Source organism: Mycobacterium sp. IS-1264 (assembly GCF_001954195.1).
Classification (GTDB): domain Bacteria; phylum Actinomycetota; class Actinomycetes; order Mycobacteriales; family Mycobacteriaceae; genus Mycobacterium.
On the sequence record NZ_MBES01000052.1, the window covers coordinates 117,449 to 135,011 of the forward strand.

Genomic DNA, 17,563 nt, shown 5'->3' on the forward strand with positions numbered 1-17,563 from the left:
CGATGAGCCGCGGATTACACCATGGATCTAGGACTGGCGAACGCCGCTGCGGTGGTCGTCGGCGGTAGCCGTGGCATGGGGCTGGCGACGGCGCGTTGCCTCGCCGAGGAAGGCGCCCGGGTGGCGGTCGTCGGCCGAACACGGGCCAGCCTCGACAGCGCGGTGACGGATTTGACGCGGTGCGGTAGTCCCGATGCCGTGGGACTCGCCGCCGACATCGGTGACGCCGGCGAGGTCGACAAGCTGTTCGCCGAGCTTGGCGAGCGGTGGAACGGCGAACTCAACGTGCTCATCAATACGGTCGGCCCGGGCGCGCCGGGCAGCTTCGAAGTCCTGACCGACGACCAGTGGCGCGAGGCCGTCGAAGAAGGCGTGATGGGAATGGTGCGCTGCGTTCGCGCGGCACTTCCGTTGCTGCGCAACGCGCAATGGGCTCGGATTGTCAACTTTTCGGCGCATTCGACGCAGCGACAAAGTGTGATGCTGCCCGCCTATACGGCGGCCAAGTCGATGCTGACGAGCGTCTCGAAAAACCTGTCCCTGTTGCTGGCAAAGGACGAGATCCTGGTCAACGTCGTGTCGCCGGGCAGCATCGCGTCCGAGTCGCTCGTCGGCTGGGCGAATTCGGTCGGCGTCGACGGGAGCGACCCTTATCGCCTGATGGAGGCCATCGGCAAGCACTTCGGGCATCCGGCGCAAATGCCCCGGGCCGGGCTACCGGAAGAAATCGGGCCCGTCGCCGCGTTCCTCGCGTCGCGACGGAACTCCTACATGACCGGGGCCAACATCAACGTCGACGGTGGTTCCGACTTCACCTGATCTCAAATCGCTTGGCGCACATAAGGAGTGGACTATGGCGACGGCTGCCGAGGCGCGTGTTTGGGCGCGAGGGGCACTGCGGGGAATCGGCGACTCCCTCTACACGCCGTTCTGCGGCGCCGACGGCGACGACATCGACTGGGACGCCTACCGGACGCTGGTGGGCTACTGCGTCGGCGACCTCGGCCACCCGATGTTGTGGTGCACCAGCGGCATCGCCGAGTTCTGGTCGCTGACCCTCGACGAGCGCAGACGCCTGTTAGAGGTGGCAATCGAGGAGGCGCGCACACTGAATCCCGATGTCGTCGTGCAGGCCTGCACGGCCGCGATGTCGGCGAAGGACTGTCTGGAGTTGACGCTCCACGCCCAAGAGGTGGGCGCCGACATCGCCTACATCCAAACGCCGATGATGGAGGCCCACGGCGGCGAGGGCGTGTTGCGGTTCTTCAAGTACATCGGCGCGCGCACCGATATCGCGTTGGGGATGTTCAACTCCCCGTCCTCCGGCTACGTGTTGACCCCGGCCGAAAGCGCGCGGATCTACGACGAGGTACCCGCCGTGTGCGCCACCAAGGAGGGCGCCTTCCGGCCGGAGGCCAGCCGGCGGCTGCACGAGTTGGCTCCCGACTTGGCGGTCTGGGAATGCGACCGGACCGTGTATCGCGCGGGGTGGTTGCGTGCCGGCATCGTATGCCCGGCGCAATTGGGTACGGCCGGCTACCTGTTCGAGACCCCCAAGCGGCGACTGTTTTCCGAGTACTGGGATCTGGTCAGCAACGACAAACTGCTCGAGGCGATGGACTACGGCCGCGCGTCCGGGATGGACCAGTTCGACCTGGACGTCGGATCCTGGTGGACCTGCTACCCCGGGCGATCGGACTACTTCACCCACTGGGGCGGCGCGTTCAAGTACGCCGCCTCGCTGCTGGGTCTGCCGGTAGGTGACTACCCGCACTCCCGGCCGCCCCAAGCGGTGCTGCCGCCCGAGGCGAAGGCCCAGATCGAGAAGGCCTACCGCCGGCTGGGGCTCATCGACCAGTAGCTGTCGCGCGAAAACGATTGGCGGCGAGCTACTTTCAAGACGAAAGGCCCGACCTCCGATGAGGCCGGGCCTTTTCGCCATGCGGTTGATGCTAGTGTTGTTCGGCCTGCTGGCGTTTCTCCGCGAGCTTGGCCGCGCTGCGGGCGGATTCGGCTTCGGCCTCCTTCTTCGCCGCATTGCGCTGGGCCTGGGCCTTGTCCTGCTGGGCCTTGCCCTCGTTGAACAAATCGTCACGACCGATCACCGCGCCGATGACGACCTTGGCCTTGCCCTTCACGTCTTCCACGACGCCCTTGACGGCTTCCGCTACACCGCTCTTGATGTCAACCATTGCATTCCCTCCCCTCGCTAATGGATGTCTCCTATGCGTCTTCCCGGTCGCCGGGCGGGACCAAACGTGTGTCGCGGCGTGTCGCTCGCCACACCCGGGACACGAATCATCCGATCGCCTCGTGAGCGGGGGATTTACACTTCCGTCGACGACTTCGGCGACACGGAATTCGCTGTTGGCCCGGGTTTCGTGTGGCCCCGGTGGCAGTTGTGGAATGCGGTACCGATAGGTATACAGTATGGGTACAAAAAGCCCACCGAATCCGGCAGTCAAGCACGAGGGGGTGCCGCGCACGATGTCCGGCAGCGACGGCGCCTCAGACGCCGAAGACGCTGTGCTGTACGAGGCCACAGATAGTGGAATCGCGATCCTCACGTTCAACCGCCCCGAGCGCCTCAACGCCTGGGGCCCCGACCTTGCCGCCGGGTTTTACGCCGCCGTCGACCGTGCCGAACAGGACCCGGACGTCAGGGTGATCGTGCTGACCGGCCGGGGCAGGGGATTCTGCGCCGGCGCCTACCTGGGCGCGCCCGGTTCGGCGGCCAAACTGGGCGAGACCATGGAGAAGGCGGGTCGGACCGACCTGGCCGACCTGGTTGGCGAACGCCCGCCGCATTTCGTGACCACGCTGCGCAAACCCGTCATCGCCGCGATCAACGGTTCCTGCGTCGGCATCGGGCTCACCCAGGCGCTGATGTGCGACGTCCGGTTCGCCGCCGCCGGAGCGAAGTTCGCCGCCGTGTTCGCCCGCCGCGGGCTGATCGCGGAATTCGGCATCTCCTGGATACTTCCCCGGCTGACCAACTGGGGCGTCGCCCTCGACCTGTTGCTGAGCGGGCGCACTTTCCTCGCCGAGGAGGCCGCCCAGCTGGGCCTCGTCAAAGAGGTCGTCGCGCCGGAAGACTTGATGAAGCGCGCGCTCGACTACGCCGAGGACATCGCGCGCAATTGCTCGCCGGCGTCGATGGCGGTGATCAAGACGCAGGTATACGGCGACGCGACGCGCGATGTCGTGGAAGCCACTTCGCGTGCCGAGGTGTTGCTGCACGAGGCGATGCCGCGGCCTGACGTCATCGAAGGGATCACGAGCTTCCTCGAGAAGCGCCCGCCGCAGTTTCCCTCGCTCGCGGGTACCGGAAAGGAATCATGATGGGTAGCTTGCGGTACAAGGCGATTGACGTCGACAACCACTACTACGAACCGCTCGACGCGTTCACCCGCCACCTGGACAAGGCGTTCAAGAGCCGCGGCGTGCAGATGGTCACCCAAGGCAAGCGCACTCTGGCCGTGATCGGGGGCCGGGTAAACCATTTCGTTCCCAATCCGACCTTCGACCCGATCATCGTGCCGGGCTGCCTGGACTTGTTGTTCCGCGGTGAGATTCCCGAAGGCGTCGACCCGGCGTCGCTGATGAAGGTCGAGCGACTGGCCGAACATCCCGAGTACCAGAACCGTGATGCGCGCATTCAGGTGATGGACACCCAGGACATCGAGACCGTGTTCATGCTGCCGACATTCGGTTGTGGGGTCGAGGAGGCGCTCAAGCACGACATCGAGGCGACGATGGCGTCGGTGCACGCCTTCAACCTGTGGCTGGACGAGGACTGGGGCTTCGACCGGCCCGACCACCGGATCATCGCCGCGCCGATCATCTCGCTGGCCGATCCGGTCCAGGCCCTCGCCGAGTTGGAGTTCGTGTTGGCGCGCGGCGCCAAGCTCGTGCTGGTGCGACCGGCGCCGGTGCCCGGCCTGGTCAAGCCGCGGTCACTGGGTGATCGCAGCCACGATCCGGTGTGGGCGCGACTGGCCGAGGCGGGCGTTCCGGTGGGATTCCACTTGAGCGACAGCGGCTATTTGCACATCGCGGCGGCGTGGGGCGGCAAGTCGACGTTCGAGGGATTCGGCGCCAAGGACCCGCTGGATAACGTTCTCCTCGACGACCGTGCAATTCATGACACCATGGCCTCGATGATCGTGCACGGCGTGTTCACCCGGCATCCGAAACTCAAGGCGGTCAGCATCGAAAACGGTTCGTACTTCGTCCACCGGCTGGTCAAACGCCTCAAGAAGGCGGCCAACACCCAGCCCCGTGATTTCCCCGAGGATCCGGTGGAACAGCTGCGCAACAACGTCTGGATCGCCCCCTACTACGAGGACGATTTGCCGGAGTTGGCCGAAGTCATTGGCGTCGACAAGATCCTGTTCGGCTCCGACTGGCCGCACGGCGAGGGCCTCGAGTCCCCGTTGTCGTTTGTCGAGGAGCTCAAGGATTTCAGCGACGCGGATATTCGAAAGATCATGCGCGAGAACGCCTTAGATCTGCTGGGCGTCACAGCCCCAGTGGCGGCCTAGGCGGCCAGCCCGGTGAGCGAATGGACCGTCGGGGCGGTACTCGACGCGATCGCCGAGGTGGTGCCAGACCGCCTGATGACTGCCTGTGGCGACCGGCGCAGCAGCTTCGCCGACTCGGCAGTTCGAACCAGTAGGCTGGCAAACTTCCTCATCGACAAGGGATTCGGGGTTTACGCGTCGCGCGACACGCTCGAACGATGGGAGTGTGGTCAGGACCGGATCGCGCTCATCATGTACAACGACCTGTATCCGGACATGCTGATCGGATGCCTGAAGGCGCGCGTGGTTCCGGTCAACGTCAACCATCACTACTCGGTGCGTGAGATCGGCGACCTGCTTGACTACATCCGTCCGCGGGGCATCATCTATCACCGCTCGCTCGGCGCCCGGTTCGCCGAGGTGTTGCCGCCCAACGGCACTGAGTTGCTGGTGTCCGTCGACGACGGAAGCGGCGCTTCCGAACTGTCGGGGGCCATCTCGCTCGATGACGCCCTGGCCGCCGGTGCCGCCGACCTCGACCTGGCTGGATCGCCGGACGATTTGATCATGATGTGTACTGGCGGAACGACGGGACGGCCCAAGGGAGTCCTGTGGCGCCAAAGCGACATGTACGTGTCGTCGATGGTGGGTGCCGACCACGAGAGCGTCACCGAGATCCACGACAAGGTCCGCCCCGGCGGCCCACCCTGGTTCGCGGTCTCGCCACTGATGCACGCGGCGGGGATGTGGACCGCGTTCGCGGCGCTCTGTGCGGGCCTGCCCGTCGTGCTCTACGACGATCGCCACAAGCTCGACGTGCGGTCGGTGTGGGAAACCGCCGAGCGGGAAAAGGTGGGCATGATGACGATGGTCGGCGACGCGTACGCCGGCCCGCTGGTCGCCGAACTACAGGCGCACACCTACGATCTGTCGGCGCTGAACGCCATCGGCACCGGCGGCGCGGCCACCCACGCGAAATACAAACGGGCACTGATGGAATGCCTGCCGCACATCACCATCATCGAAGGCTACGGATCGTCGGAATCCGGGAACATGGCGTTCGGGCACAGCCGCGACGGGCACGCCAGCGAAACCTTCGAGCCCAGGGTCGGCGCCACCGTCGTCTCCGCTGACCGCAGCCGGTTCCTGGAGCCCGGTGAGCAGGAGATCGGCTGGGCCGCGAGGACCGGCCGGATTCCGCTCGGATACTTCAGCGATCCCGATGGCACCCAACGGACCTTCCCGGAGATCGACGGCCAGCGAGTCGTGATCCCGGGCGACCGGGCGTCTCTTGAAAAGGACGGCACCATCCGCCTTTTCGGCCGCGATTCACTGGTGGTCAACACCGGGGGCGAAAAGGTGTTCGTCGAAGAAGTCGAGGAGGTCCTGCGCGCACATCCGGGCATCGCCGACGCGCTCGTGGTTGGGCGGCCGAGCGAACGGTGGGGCCAGGAAGTCGTCGCGCTCGTCGCCGCACACCCGGGCGCCGACCTCGGCGGAGATGGGCAGGACCTCTACACCTTCTGCACCGCGCAGCTCGCGCATTTCAAGGCGCCCAAGGCATTCATCTTCGTCGAGCAGATTCAGCGGCTCGGCAACGGTAAGCCCAACTACCGCTGGGCCCGAGAGCAAGCCGAACAGAAGGTGTCATGAACACGGGAGCGATCGACTGCCTGGTCAACGTGCACTTCGGTGAGACGGATTCCCAGCCCTCCTGGATGCTCAAGGTCCGCGACGACTACTTCAAGGGGCCGGAGTCGATGTTCGCTCCGGTCGACCTGTCCGAGCTGCTCGACGAGATGGACGAGCAAGGTGTCCAGAAGGCGATCCTGATGGACTCGCTCGCCAATCCGTCGACCACCGCGCGCAAGTTCGTCGAAGCCAAGCCGGATCGGTTCGCGCTGGCCATGGGTGGGGTCAACCTGCTGCGTCCGGTGCGCTCATTGCGGGAACTGAGCGGGATCGTCGGCGACCTGCCGGTCGCGTATGCGGTTGTGGGGCCGAGCTTCTGGGGCGACGGCCAGTATCCGCCCAGTGACGCGGTCTACTACCCGCTCTACGCCAAGTGCGCGGAGGTCGATCTCCCGCTGTGCGTCAACACCGGCATCCCGGGACCACCGATTCCCGGCGAGGTGCAGCACCCCATGCATCTCGACCGCGTGTGCGTGCGGTTTCCCGAACTGAAGCTGTGCATGATCCACGGCGCGGACCCGTGGTGGGACGTCGCGATCCGGTTGCTGCTCAAGTACGCCAACCTGCGGTTGATGACATCGGCGTGGTCGCCGAAGCGGCTGCCGGAAAGCCTGCTGCACTACATGCGCACGCGCGGTCCCAACAAGGTGATCTACGCGTCCGACTGGCCGGTCCTGCGCATGCGCCGCGTCATACCCGAAGCCCGTGCGCTGGACCTGCCGGCCGAGGTCCTGGACAACTACCTCTACAACAACGCGCAGGAATTCTTCTTCGGACAGGAGCACTGACCATGGACCGCTTCGAACTGCGCAGACTGGACTACAGCCTGTCCGACGACCACGCGGACCTGCAGAACGCCTACAGGCAGTTCTTCAAAACCCACTGCCCGATCGAAACGGTGCGCGCCGCAGAGCCTTCCGGCTTCGACAAGAACCTGTGGGAGCGGTTGTGCGCGATGGGCGCGACCACGATGGCGCTACCGGAATCGTGTGGCGGTGACGGGGCGACGTTGGTCGATCTCACCCTGGTGGCCGAAGAGATCGGCCGGTCACTGGCGCCGGTCCCGTGGATCGACCATGTCTGCGCGGCGCGGCTGCTGGGACGCCTGGGCGCGCTGGGCGCCGAAACCGCCGGCGTGACCAATGGAGAACAGCTCGCCGCGCTCGATGCGCGCCTCGACGGCTCGCCGGGCCCGCGCCTGATACCGACCGGGTCGATCGCCGACCACATCGTCGTCCGCGACGGCGATCAGGTGGTACGCCTGACGTTCGGCACCCGGCCGGCCACTGTCGACAACATCGGCCGGCTACCGATGGCGTGGGTGGATCCGGACGCCGCCGACGCCCGCACGGTCATCGCCGAAGGGCCCGGCGCGATCGCGAATTATCAACGGGCCCTGGATGAATGGCGACTGCTGACCGCTGCGGCCCTGGTGGGCCTGGTCGACGAAACGATGACCATCGCCGCGGAATTCGCCAAGACCCGCTACACGCTGGGTGTGCCCATCTCGACGCTGCAGGCGATTTCGCATCCGCTGGCGAACATGGCCATCACCGTCCAGGGCGGACGTAACCTTGCCCGGCGCGCGGCCTGGTTCCTGGACAACGAACCCGACGAACGACCCGAGCTGGCGCCGTCGGCATTCGTGTTCATGGCCGAGGAGGCCGCCAAGGCCGCAACCATGGCGGTGCACATCCAAGGCGGGCTTGGGGTTTCGTCGGAGGCCGCCGCGACGGCGTATCTGGTCCGGGCGAGGGGGTGGCCGCTGGCGGGCGGCGACCCGGGTGCAACCGCCCAACGGGTCGCCGAGATTGTGACCGCCCGCGAATGCGCCCCCATAGGACAGGAGCATTAGATGGATTTCTCCCGGGTTGAGCTGTCCGATGCGGACCAGGCATTCCTCGATGAGGCGCGGAACTTTCTGGGCACCCACATGACCGAAGAGGTCAGGCGGCGAGACCGCGAAACCGGCGACAACTTCGACGAAGGTCTGCATCTCAAATTCGGTGCCGCAGGCTATTTGGCCAAGGAGTGGAAGCCCGAATCGGAGGGCGGGTTCAGCCGGGTGCATCGGCGTATCTGGGAGCTGGAGAAGCGCCGGGCGCACGTGCCGTGGGTGACGTGGGGGACCACCGCCATGGTGGCGCGCTCGGTGCAGAAGTTCGGGTCACCGGAAGTTCGCGACGAGGTGCTGCCCAAGGTCTTCAGCGGCGAGGTCCGGCTGTGCCTGGGCTACACCGAACCGGAAGGCGGCTCCGACGTCGCGACCTGCAAGACCCGCGCGGTGCGCGACGGTGACGCGTGGGTCATCAACGGCTCCAAGATGTTCACCACCGGCGCGCACAACTGCCAGTATGTCTTTCTGATCACCAACACCGACCCCGGTGCGCCGAAACACAAGAGCCTGACCATGTTTCTGGTGCCGTTGGATACCCCGGGCATCGAAATCCAGGGCATCCGCACGGTCGACGGCGACCGGACCAACATCGTCTACTACAGCGACGTCCGCGTCGACGACAAGTATCGGCTCGGGGACGTGAATGCGGGCTGGACGGTGCTGCGGGAGCCGCTCAACACCGAGCACGGCGCGGTCGCCGCCGCGCCCGACGGGCTGCAGGACACGTCGATCATGATGCACCAGGCCGGCTCGCTGGCCGAGGCGGTGGACAAGGCCGTGGTGCGCGTGACGCAGCCCGGCCCCGACGGCCGCCGGCTTGTCGATGACAAGTCGGTCGCGTATCGACTGGGCCGCAGCTTTGCCCGGCTGGAGGCGGCGCTGTCGTCTCCGAACATCTACGGCAGGGTCGCCATCGCACAAACGATGCGCGACATCTCCCCGGAGCTGATGGACATCCTCGGGGCGGCGTCGGCCCTGCCGTACGGGACCGACGGAGCCGCCGACGACGGCAGCGCGGAATACGCCTACCGGTTCGCCCCCTTGGTCGGAATCTACGGCGGCACGTTGGAGGTGTTCCGAAACATGATCGGCCAGTACGCGCTTGGGCTGGGCAAGCCCGCCTACGCGCCGCCGAAAGTTTCCTGACGCGCCGTTCGGCGTCGCGACTGAGGTCGTCAATATCGTTGCGGTTCCTAAGGCGACGCCGCGGCGTTCGTCGCCTGCGCGTCGCTCTTGAAGGCCTCGCGTCGGATCATTTCCCACACGGTGGGCGTGTGCTCGGTTGTGGAGACGACAACCGTCTTCCGCCTCGCCGTCCCATCTTGGGCAAGTTTGACGAGGTAGTCCGCCAAGTCGATGCGCGCCGTGAATGCGCCCACCGGATCCACTTCTCCGGCAACATAATTGGTAACCTGAGGCAGATCGAACAATCCCGACGGACGCACGATCGTCCAGTCGAGGCCGCTCTCGCGCACCAACGTCTCCATCCGCCGGATGTCGTCGTAGACAGTCTTACCAATTGTGCGGGTGATGATCGGCTCAAACAGTCGCAGCATCAGCGGCGCTTGGCGGCGGCCCGGCGCAGGGTAGGCGCCGGTGGAGCTCACGATCACGAGCCGATTGACGCCGGCTTCGCGCATCGCGTTCACGACATTGCGGGTGCCCACCGAATACGTGTCGACGGGCTGGCGGGTGAACGGCACACCGAGCGTCGACAGCACGGTGTCGGCGCCGCCAACCATCCCGGCGAGGCCCTCGCGCCGCACGTCCGCGCCGGCTACCGTCAGCCGCGGATCGGTGATCGGAAAGTCGTCGGGGCGCCGGGTGACGGCAATCGCTGAGTGACCGGCGTCGAGCACGCGCCGCGTCAGCAGCCTCCCGGTCAAGCCATTGGCACCGAAAATCACGATATGCATGAGTACTCCTTCGATAGTTACCGGCGGCGGGTTGCCGTCTTGTGCCGCTGAGGCAGAGCGGGGATCAGGACCGCTGCGGCCACGCAGTGCAGTGCGGTCAACATGAGTTGGGTGTCTAGGGTCGCGGTCGTCCGGAAGACCGGCACGATGGATACCACCAGGACGACCAGGGTCAGCGCGATCCAAATGCTTCGGGGAGATGAGGTGTAGCGCTCGAGCAGCGCGATCGCGATCCAGCCGGCTATGCCCGCAGCCACGGTGGCGACGATGGTCAGCGCGAGGGTGATTTCCCGGGTGCCGATCGGCGTATCCACTATGTAGTCAACGCGGGCCATCCGTCCCAACAGCCACGCCAGACCGGTTGCCGCGGTGGCGATCGCAAGGACGCCGACACGACCCGCGTGGCGTCGCACCGTGAGATGTCCAGTCAAATGCGACATCGCAATTCCTTCCGCCGAGCTGCTGTGCGGGAAGCGATTTTCCCTGCTCGCTACTACGACGAAACGGCCCGCGCGAAAGTTACAGGCGATCTGATGGTGGGCGCCGCGTGACCGAGGTCAGGTCGTCAATATCGTGGCGGCGGCGGTGCCCGGCGCCCCGTACAGCTGAGTGAACCCGACCTTCGGATTGCCCGGGACCTGCCGGTCTCCAGCCTCGCCGCGGAGTTGACGAACTATTTCGTGAATCTGGCGCAGTCCGGATGCGCCAATCGGCTCTCCGTTGGCGATCAGCCCGCCGTCGGTGTTGACGGGCATCGCACCGCCGATCTCGGTGGCACCGTCGGCGAGCAGCTTCTGCTGATCACCGTGCGCGCAGAACCCGCATTCGGCCATGTGGATGATTTCGGCGCCGGCGTCGGTGTCCTGCAATTGGATTACGTCGACGTCGTCCGGCGCCACGCCGGCCTTTTCGAATGCGGCCTTGGCCGCATAGACGGTCGGCGACACGTCCTCGTCGACCGGGGCGAAGGTGGTGTTGACCTCGTAGGCGCCATAGCGGCGAGTGCGGACCTCCACGGCCCGCAGGTATACGGGTTTGGCGGTGTAGCGGTGTGCGATATCGGCCCGGCACATCACCGCGGCCGCGGCGCCCTCGTCGGGTGCGCAAAACATGTACTGGGTCAATGGGTAGTTCAGGATCGGCGAACTCAGGATCTGGTCCTCGGAGATTGGCTTGCGGCGAAAGGAGTTGGGGTTCAACGCTCCATTGCGGAAGTTCTTGGCCGCGACCTTAGCGAGCGTGCCCTGAGAGATGTCGTGCTCGTGTAAATAGCGGTTCGCCTTCATCCCGAAGAACTTGGTGGTCAGATACTGCCCGTTCTCGGCATACCATCTCGGCATACCGACCAGCGCCGGGTCTTCGGTGAACGCCCCGCGCGGGTGCTTGTCCAAGCCGATGGCGATGCCGATGTCGTAATCGCCCAACCGGATCCCATCGGCACAGGCCTTGACCGCGCTGGCCGCGGTCGCGCACGCGTTGAATACATTGGTGAACGGGATGCCGGTCAGACCGACCATGGCGACAATTGCATCGGGGTTGGCCACCGTCCAGCTGCCACCCGTAGCGAACTGGATGTCCTGCCACGCGACACCGGCGTCGGCAACCGCGGCGAAAATCGCATCCGCTCCCATCTGCATCGCGGATTTGCCCTCGAACCGACCGAACGGGTGCAGCCCAACCCCAATAATCGCAACGTCATTCACGCAATGGCTCCCGATTCCTTCAATTCGGCGATGCGATCCCAGTCCATGCCGAGCTCCATCAGAACGATCTCGGTGTGCTCGGAGGCCTGGGGCGCCCTGGTGGTCACCAGCGGCTCGTGATTGAACTGCACCGGGCCGCGGACGACCTTGAACGGTTCGCCGCCGCTGGCGAGCTCGACTTCGCTGATCATGTCGTTGGCGATGGCCTGCTCATCGCTGGCCAGGTCGATCAGGCTCTGGAACGGCGCCCACTGGCCTTTCATCGTTTTCAGGTGCTGGCGCCAGTATTCAAAGGGCTTGCCGGCGAAGGCCTTCGCGATCAGTTGGGCGGCCGCGTCTGCATTCTGTATCAACGGGAGCACGTCGGCGAAGCGGGGATCGTCGGCGGCCTCGGGGATGCCGAGATGCTCGAAGGTGTCGCGGATCAAGCCGGTCGGGCTGATGATGCACAGGTTGATCGTGCCGCCGTCGGAGGTTTCGTAATTGCCCATGAACGGATTGACCGACGGCGCGCCGGAACCCGGCATGAACGTGCGCATGACCTCGCCGGTCTCCATGCCCTGCGTCACGCTCGCCCCCGCCGCCCACCAGGCGGTGCTCAGCAACGACACGTCGAGCTCGAGGGCCTCGCCGGTGCGCTCACGATGCAGCAACGCGGCCGAGATGCCGCCGGCGATGAACATGCCGCCGATGGAATCGCCGAACGCTGGAATGCCCTGCCCCAGTGCGCCGCCCAGCTCCTCGGGGGTCAGCGCGTATCCGATGCCGCTGCGCGTCCAGAACGCCGTCCCGTCGTACCCGCCGACGTCACGCTCGGCGCCCTTGTCGCCGTACGCAGAACCGCGGGCATACACGATGTCCGGGTTCGCCGCGCGGATGTGTTCGACGTCGAACTTGTGCTTCTGCCGTTGCGCGGGCATGTAGTTGGTCAGGAACACGTCGGACGTCTTGGCCAGTTCGTAGATCACTTCCTGGCCCCCTGGCGTGGAAACATCGATCCCGATGCTGCGCTTGCCCCGGTTGGGGTGCTCCATCAACGGATGTCGGTCCGGGTCGACCTGGATGCCGCCCATGTTGAGGAAGCCGCGCTGGGTGTCGCCGCGCACCGGGTGCTCGACTTTGAGAACGTCGGCGCCCCAGTCCGCGAGGATGGCCCCCGCCGCGGGGACGAACGTAAACTGCGCAAGCTCCAGGACCCGAAAGCCCTCCATTACCTTGACCATTCCCGGACCCTACTTCGCCTCGAACGTCACGGGAAGCGCCGTCGGCGAACGGAACGGCTGACCGTGGATGTGTGGGTCGTTGTCCGCCAGCAGGTTGACGTTGGTCAACCGATTCAGCAGGCATTCGAGGGCGACGCGGGTTTCCAGCCGCGCCAGGTGCAGGCCCAAACACGTGTGCTCGCCGGCGGCGAAGGAGATGTGCGGCATGTGCTTGCGGAAGATGTCGAACTCCTCCGAACGCTCCCAGCGTTGCTCGTCGCGATTCGCCGAGCCGATGCACACGCCGATCACCGAGCGTGCCGGGATCTCAACGCCTTCCACTTCGGCGTCCTCGGTGGTGAACCGCTGCACGGTGGTCAGCGGCGTCTCGAATCGCAGTCCCTCCTCGATGGCCTGGGGGATCAGTTCGTGGTCGGCCTGCACGGCGGCGAGTTGGTCCTGATGCGTCAGGAGCAGATACAGCAGGTTTCCCGACGACCGGTAGGTGGTCTCCAATCCGGCGGGGAGCAGCAGGCGCAGGAAGGAGTAGATGGCTTCGTCGCTGAGCTTTTCACCATCGATCTCGGCGGTGACCAGGTCGCCGATGATGTCCTCGGTGGGTTTGGATTTGCGCCGCTCGATCTGTTCGACGAAGTAGTCCTTGAGCGCCGCCGACGCCTCGAAGGCTCGCTCATAATTGACGTGGTAGCTGATCAACTCCACGGCGCGCTGGTGGAACATCCCCAGGTCTTCGTCGGGCAGGCCGAGCAGCCGGGCGATGACGCGGGTGGGGAACTCGAAGGTGAAATTCCGGACCAGATCCGTCGTACCGGCGTCGATGAACTCGTCGATCAACGCGTTGCAGACCGGCCGCACGATGGCGGGCTCCCACTGCGCCAGCGCCTTCGACTTGAACGCGGCGGAGACCAGGTTGCGATGATCGCGATGCTTCTTTCCCTCCATCGCCAGGATGGTGGGCCCCATAAACAGGCCGATCGTTTTGTCGTAGGGCTCGGAGCTGAATACCCGGCCGTCGCGAAACACCGTGTTGACCGCGTTGAAGGAAACCGCGGAGTACTCCCGTTTGGGCATCAGCGATTCGGGCGTCTTCGAATAGTCCATCACGGTGCCGCGGAAAATGCCGGCCTCCCGGCGCTTATGTGCGAAGAAGGGGTAGGGGTCGCGCAGGCTGACGGTTTCGTCGCCGGTGCCGGCGGCGGTGTGAACGTTGGTCGTCACCTGATCTCCAACATGATTGCCGTGAACGGGCGGTCCTCGCGTACGATCGTACTGTAATTCTTACAGTAGACAATATGGGTTTATCTGCGTTGGTACTTCACGCGTTCACCGCCTGCTCGCGCGCCCACCGGTAATCGGCCTTGCCCGACGGGCTGCGCTCGATCTCCGGACGGAACACCACCGCCTTGGGAAGTTTGTAGCGAGCCAGGGATTGTGCGGCGTGTGCGACAAGCTCGTCGGCGCTGGCGTCGGCGCCTTCGGCCAGCGCGACCACGGCAACAACCTCCTGGCCCCACCGCTCGCTCGGGCGCCCGGCCACCACCACATCGGCTACCGCGGGATGCGACGCGATCGCGGTCTCGACCTCCTCGACGAAGATCTTCTCGCCGCCGGAATTGATCGTCACCGAATCGCGGCCCAGCAATTCGATGCTGCCGTCGGCGCGGTGGCGTGCCCGGTCGCCGGGGATCGCATAGCGCACGCCATCGATCACCGGAAATGTCTTGGCGGTCTTGGCCGCATCACCCTTGTAACCCAACGGAACGTAGCCCCGCTGCGCCAGCCAGCCCATGCCGTCGTGCCCTGGTGGCAGGATCGCGGTCAAGTCCTCGGCCGCGACGAAGGTGTCCGGTCCGGCGTTGAAGGTTCCGGTCGACACCGCGCCCGACGTCGACAGGTGGTGCATCTGCGCACCGGTCTCCGAGGATCCGACGCCATCGACGACGACGGCGTTGGGCAGCGCGTCGATCAAGCGCTGCTTGACATACGGGGTGAGCAACGCGCCGCCGTTGGCGACCACGGCTAGCGACGACACGTCGGCTGTGCCCTTTTCGATGGCGGCAAGCAGCGGCCGCGCCATCGCGTCGCCCACTACCGTCACCACGGGCAGTCGTTCCCGCTCGATGGTGCGCACCACTTCGTCGGCGTCCAAATGATCGACGACGGAAGGGAAGACGACGGACTGCCCGGTTGTGATCGCCATCATCACGCTCCACTGGGCCGCACCATGGATCAGCGGCGGCAGAATCATCAACTTGGTGCCGGGGCCCGCGACTACCCCCGCCGTGATCTCGTCGATGGAGGCGAAGGGCTCCCCGGTCATTAGGCTGCGCCCGCCGAACGACGTCATGAAGATGTCATGCTGGCGCCACAGCACACCCTTCGGCATCCCCGTGGTGCCCCCGGTGTACAGGACGTACAAGTCATCGGGCGACGGCTGCACCGGTGGCGGCGCGGGCGAGCTGGAAGCGACGACGGTCTCGTAATCCACTGCGCCGTAGACCAAGTCGTTGCCCGAGTCGTCGGCGATCTGAATCAGCACGCGTAGCTGCGGCAGGTCCGGCAGCACCTCGGCCACGCGCGGCGCAAACGCGGAATGGTAGATCAGCGCGGTCGCCCCCGAGTCCGCCAGCAGGTACTGCAGCTCGCTCTTGACGTACCGGAAGTTGACGTTGAAGGGCGCAACCCGCGCGGCGAACGTGCCGAGCAACGCCTCGACGAACTCGTTCCCGTTGTAGGCGTAGATGCCGAGTAGATCCTGGCCCACCTCGTGTCCGGCGAGCGCTGAGCGCTCGGTGTGACATCCCAGTCCCCGCGAGTGCAGATATGAGGCGAGCCGGTTCGATCGCTCGAGGATTTGTGCGTAGCTGTAGCGCCGCTCGCCTTGGATCAGCAACTCCCGATCGGGAATCGCGGCGGCGACGGCTGTCGCGACGGCTGGCACCGTGAATTGTGTTGCGGTGTCGGTCATGGCCGTGTCCATACCCCGAGCAGGTCGTCGGTCGTGGTGATGGTCGCCAGCAGCGACAGGGTGTTGGCGATGATGGCCTCTCCGTATTCGGTCGGGATGCCGGCGACGGCATCATGCGGAACGATGACGCGATAGGCGGCGTTGACCGCATCCATCACGACGTTGGGTATCGCGATATTCAGCGAAACACCGACCACCACGATGGTGGATACTCCGAGGTTCCGCAGCACCGCGTCAAGGTCGGTACCACCCATCGGCCCGACGCCGTGCCACCGGCTCAGCACCAGATCCGTTGGTTCGGGCCCCAATTCGGGCAATACCGCGGCACCGGGCGTGCCGGGGACGATGTCTACCCCGCCGCGCCCGAGCGCAAAGATCTTCGCGTTGTGGCTCGAGCCCAGCCCGTCGGGCCGTCGCTGCACCAGGCAGTGCACGACGCGCACACCGGCCGCCCGCGCCGCCGGCAGCAGCCGCACGATGTTGGGCAGCGCAACGCGGCGCGCCTCCTTCGCGAGCGCGGCCAGGCCGGCGTGCGGGCCGATGACCGCGCCCTGGCATTCCTGGGTGACAATCGCGGTGTGCGCGGGCGCCGCAAGGTCTTGAAGTGCCGTCATGCCGGCACTTCATAGAATTGGGTCGCCCACTTACGCAGTGCCATATACCCTTTCGCGTCGACCTTGGAGAGCGGTGGGCGCTCCACATATTTCTGATAGCGCCAGATCTGCAGATCGTCGAAGACGGTGGACAGGAACTGCTTTTCGATGACCTCGCGCAACTTGCCGTCAGGCACATCGGCGGAATCGCCGGGGATTCGAGGCCACCAGATCGAGTAGAAGAGGTCGGAGCACTCGTCGTCGACCGGTGTGCAGGTGAAGATCAGCCGATGGTTCTGCGCGCCCTCGAAGGCGCTGATCGCCCCGCCCAGACCGAACAGGTGGCTGTGGAATCGCAGCGCGAGATCCTCCGGGTCGTCGCTGCTGGCGTCCGGCCAACCCGCGACGAACCGCCATTCGTGGTCGACGATCTTCCAGTCCAGCACCCTGGGCGTCACGGTGGCGTGGTGCACATACTCGAAATGGGCGCTGTCCGGGGCGTTCTCCGCCACGATCTGCGGATGTACCGGTTCGCGCTCCGCGCGCCGGGAGAACTCCGGATACGCCCGGTAATAGGCCGCCGGGTCGGTCTCGAATTGAGGGAACTTGCGGAAGATGTCCGGCATCTCCCACTGTGGCTCCTTGCCGTCCGGCTGGTGCCAGACGAACACGCAGTCGTACTGCTCCCGCACGGGAAACACCCGCAGCCGCAGCGCGCGGTTGGGCCGGTCCGGTTGATAGGGGATGTATCGATTGGTGCCGTCGGGGCCCCAGCGCCACCCGTGGAAGGGGCACTGGACGCAGTCGCCCACTACGGTGCCGCCGTGGCCGATGTGCGCACCGAGGTGTTTGCAGTGCGCCTCCAGGACATGCAGCTCGCCCGACTCGTCGCGGTAGGCCACCAGATCCTCGCCGAAGTAGTGCAGCGGCCGCGCCTCGCCGATCGGAAATTCGGGCGACCACCCAACCATGAACCAGCCGGTTACCTTCCAGGTGAAGGGCACTTTCACGCCGGCGCCTCCCGTGAGCGTTGATACTAAGTCCGTTA

At 65.6% G+C, this 17,563-nt stretch carries 17 protein-coding genes; 8 read left to right on the top strand and 9 right to left on the bottom strand.

Going from position 1 to position 17,563, the window contains the following annotated elements; translation table 11 throughout:
* Window positions 1–21: 21 nt before the first annotated feature.
* Both A5744_RS09520 and A5744_RS09525 read left to right on the top strand, forming a co-directional pair.
* Window positions 22–819: an SDR family oxidoreductase gene (locus tag A5744_RS09520; RefSeq protein ID WP_076060375.1), complete on the top strand. Its 798-nt coding sequence runs from the start codon at window positions 22–24 to the stop codon at window positions 817–819.
* Between the two features lie 34 nt (window positions 820–853).
* Window positions 854–1,861: a dihydrodipicolinate synthase family protein gene (locus tag A5744_RS09525; RefSeq protein WP_076060377.1), complete on the top strand. Its 1,008-nt coding sequence runs from the start codon at window positions 854–856 to the stop codon at window positions 1,859–1,861.
* A 91-nt stretch (window positions 1,862–1,952) separates the two neighbouring features.
* On the opposite strand, the gene A5744_RS09530 is transcribed toward A5744_RS09525, so the two are convergent.
* Entirely contained in the window at window positions 1,953–2,192 is a 240-nt protein-coding gene (locus A5744_RS09530) for a CsbD family protein (RefSeq protein WP_076060379.1), read from the bottom strand.
* A 295-nt stretch (window positions 2,193–2,487) separates the two neighbouring features.
* Between A5744_RS09530 and A5744_RS09535 the strand changes: the two genes are divergently transcribed.
* From A5744_RS09535 to A5744_RS09560, 6 genes are read left to right on the top strand one after another with little or no spacing between them, the layout of a single operon-like run.
* Window positions 2,488–3,342, top strand: a complete 855-nt coding sequence (locus A5744_RS09535; RefSeq protein ID WP_076060660.1) for an enoyl-CoA hydratase — start codon at window positions 2,488–2,490, stop codon at window positions 3,340–3,342.
* Window positions 3,342–4,544, top strand: a complete 1,203-nt coding sequence (locus A5744_RS09540; RefSeq protein WP_076060380.1) for an amidohydrolase family protein — start codon at window positions 3,342–3,344, stop codon at window positions 4,542–4,544. Before A5744_RS09535 ends, A5744_RS09540 begins: the two co-directional genes overlap by 1 nt.
* Before the next feature lie 12 nt (window positions 4,545–4,556).
* Entirely contained in the window at window positions 4,557–6,176 is a 1,620-nt protein-coding gene (locus A5744_RS09545) for an AMP-binding protein (RefSeq protein WP_076060382.1), read from the top strand.
* Window positions 6,173–7,003 carry an amidohydrolase family protein gene (locus A5744_RS09550; protein WP_076060384.1) on the top strand — a complete coding sequence of 277 codons (831 nt, stop codon included), beginning with the start codon at window positions 6,173–6,175 and terminating at the stop codon, window positions 7,001–7,003. The genes A5744_RS09545 and A5744_RS09550 overlap by 4 nt, the downstream gene beginning before the upstream one ends.
* Window positions 7,004–7,005: 2 nt before the next feature.
* Complete coding sequence (locus tag A5744_RS09555; protein WP_076060385.1) at window positions 7,006–8,070, top strand: acyl-CoA dehydrogenase family protein; 1,065 nt, start codon at window positions 7,006–7,008, stop codon at window positions 8,068–8,070.
* A complete protein-coding gene (locus A5744_RS09560; protein ID WP_076060387.1) occupies window positions 8,071–9,258 on the top strand; it encodes an acyl-CoA dehydrogenase family protein in 1,188 nt (395 codons plus the stop codon).
* A gap of 47 nt (window positions 9,259–9,305) precedes the next feature.
* Here A5744_RS09560 and A5744_RS09565 read toward each other — a convergent pair whose 3' ends face one another.
* The 8 genes from A5744_RS09565 to A5744_RS09600 all read right to left on the bottom strand — a co-directional run bounded on the left by A5744_RS09565 (window position 9,306) and on the right by A5744_RS09600 (window position 17,525).
* Complete coding sequence (locus tag A5744_RS09565) at window positions 9,306–10,028, bottom strand: NAD(P)H-binding protein (protein ID WP_076060388.1); 723 nt, start codon at window positions 10,026–10,028, stop codon at window positions 9,306–9,308.
* A gap of 17 nt (window positions 10,029–10,045) precedes the next feature.
* Window positions 10,046–10,468 (bottom strand): DUF6069 family protein, encoded by a 423-nt coding sequence (locus A5744_RS09570; protein WP_076060390.1) that lies wholly within the window; start codon window positions 10,466–10,468, stop codon window positions 10,046–10,048.
* 117 nt (window positions 10,469–10,585) lie between these two features.
* Window positions 10,586–11,731 (bottom strand): thiolase family protein, encoded by a 1,146-nt coding sequence (locus A5744_RS09575; protein WP_076060391.1) that lies wholly within the window; start codon window positions 11,729–11,731, stop codon window positions 10,586–10,588.
* A complete protein-coding gene (locus tag A5744_RS09580) occupies window positions 11,728–12,942 on the bottom strand; it encodes a CoA transferase (protein WP_076060662.1) in 1,215 nt (404 codons plus the stop codon). Before A5744_RS09580 ends, A5744_RS09575 begins: the two co-directional genes overlap by 4 nt.
* 21 nt (window positions 12,943–12,963) lie before the next feature.
* Window positions 12,964–14,172 carry a cytochrome P450 gene (locus A5744_RS09585; RefSeq protein ID WP_076060393.1) on the bottom strand — a complete coding sequence of 403 codons (1,209 nt, stop codon included), beginning with the start codon at window positions 14,170–14,172 and terminating at the stop codon, window positions 12,964–12,966.
* Window positions 14,173–14,269: 97 nt separating this feature from the next.
* Window positions 14,270–15,922 (bottom strand): acyl-CoA synthetase, encoded by a 1,653-nt coding sequence (locus A5744_RS09590; RefSeq protein ID WP_076060664.1) that lies wholly within the window; start codon window positions 15,920–15,922, stop codon window positions 14,270–14,272.
* Entirely contained in the window at window positions 15,919–16,536 is a 618-nt protein-coding gene (locus A5744_RS09595) for a cysteine hydrolase (protein ID WP_076060395.1), read from the bottom strand. The genes A5744_RS09590 and A5744_RS09595 overlap by 4 nt, the downstream gene beginning before the upstream one ends.
* Window positions 16,533–17,525: a Rieske 2Fe-2S domain-containing protein gene (locus A5744_RS09600; RefSeq protein WP_076060396.1), complete on the bottom strand. Its 993-nt coding sequence runs from the start codon at window positions 17,523–17,525 to the stop codon at window positions 16,533–16,535. Before A5744_RS09600 ends, A5744_RS09595 begins: the two co-directional genes overlap by 4 nt.
* Window positions 17,526–17,563: the final 38 nt, after the last annotated feature.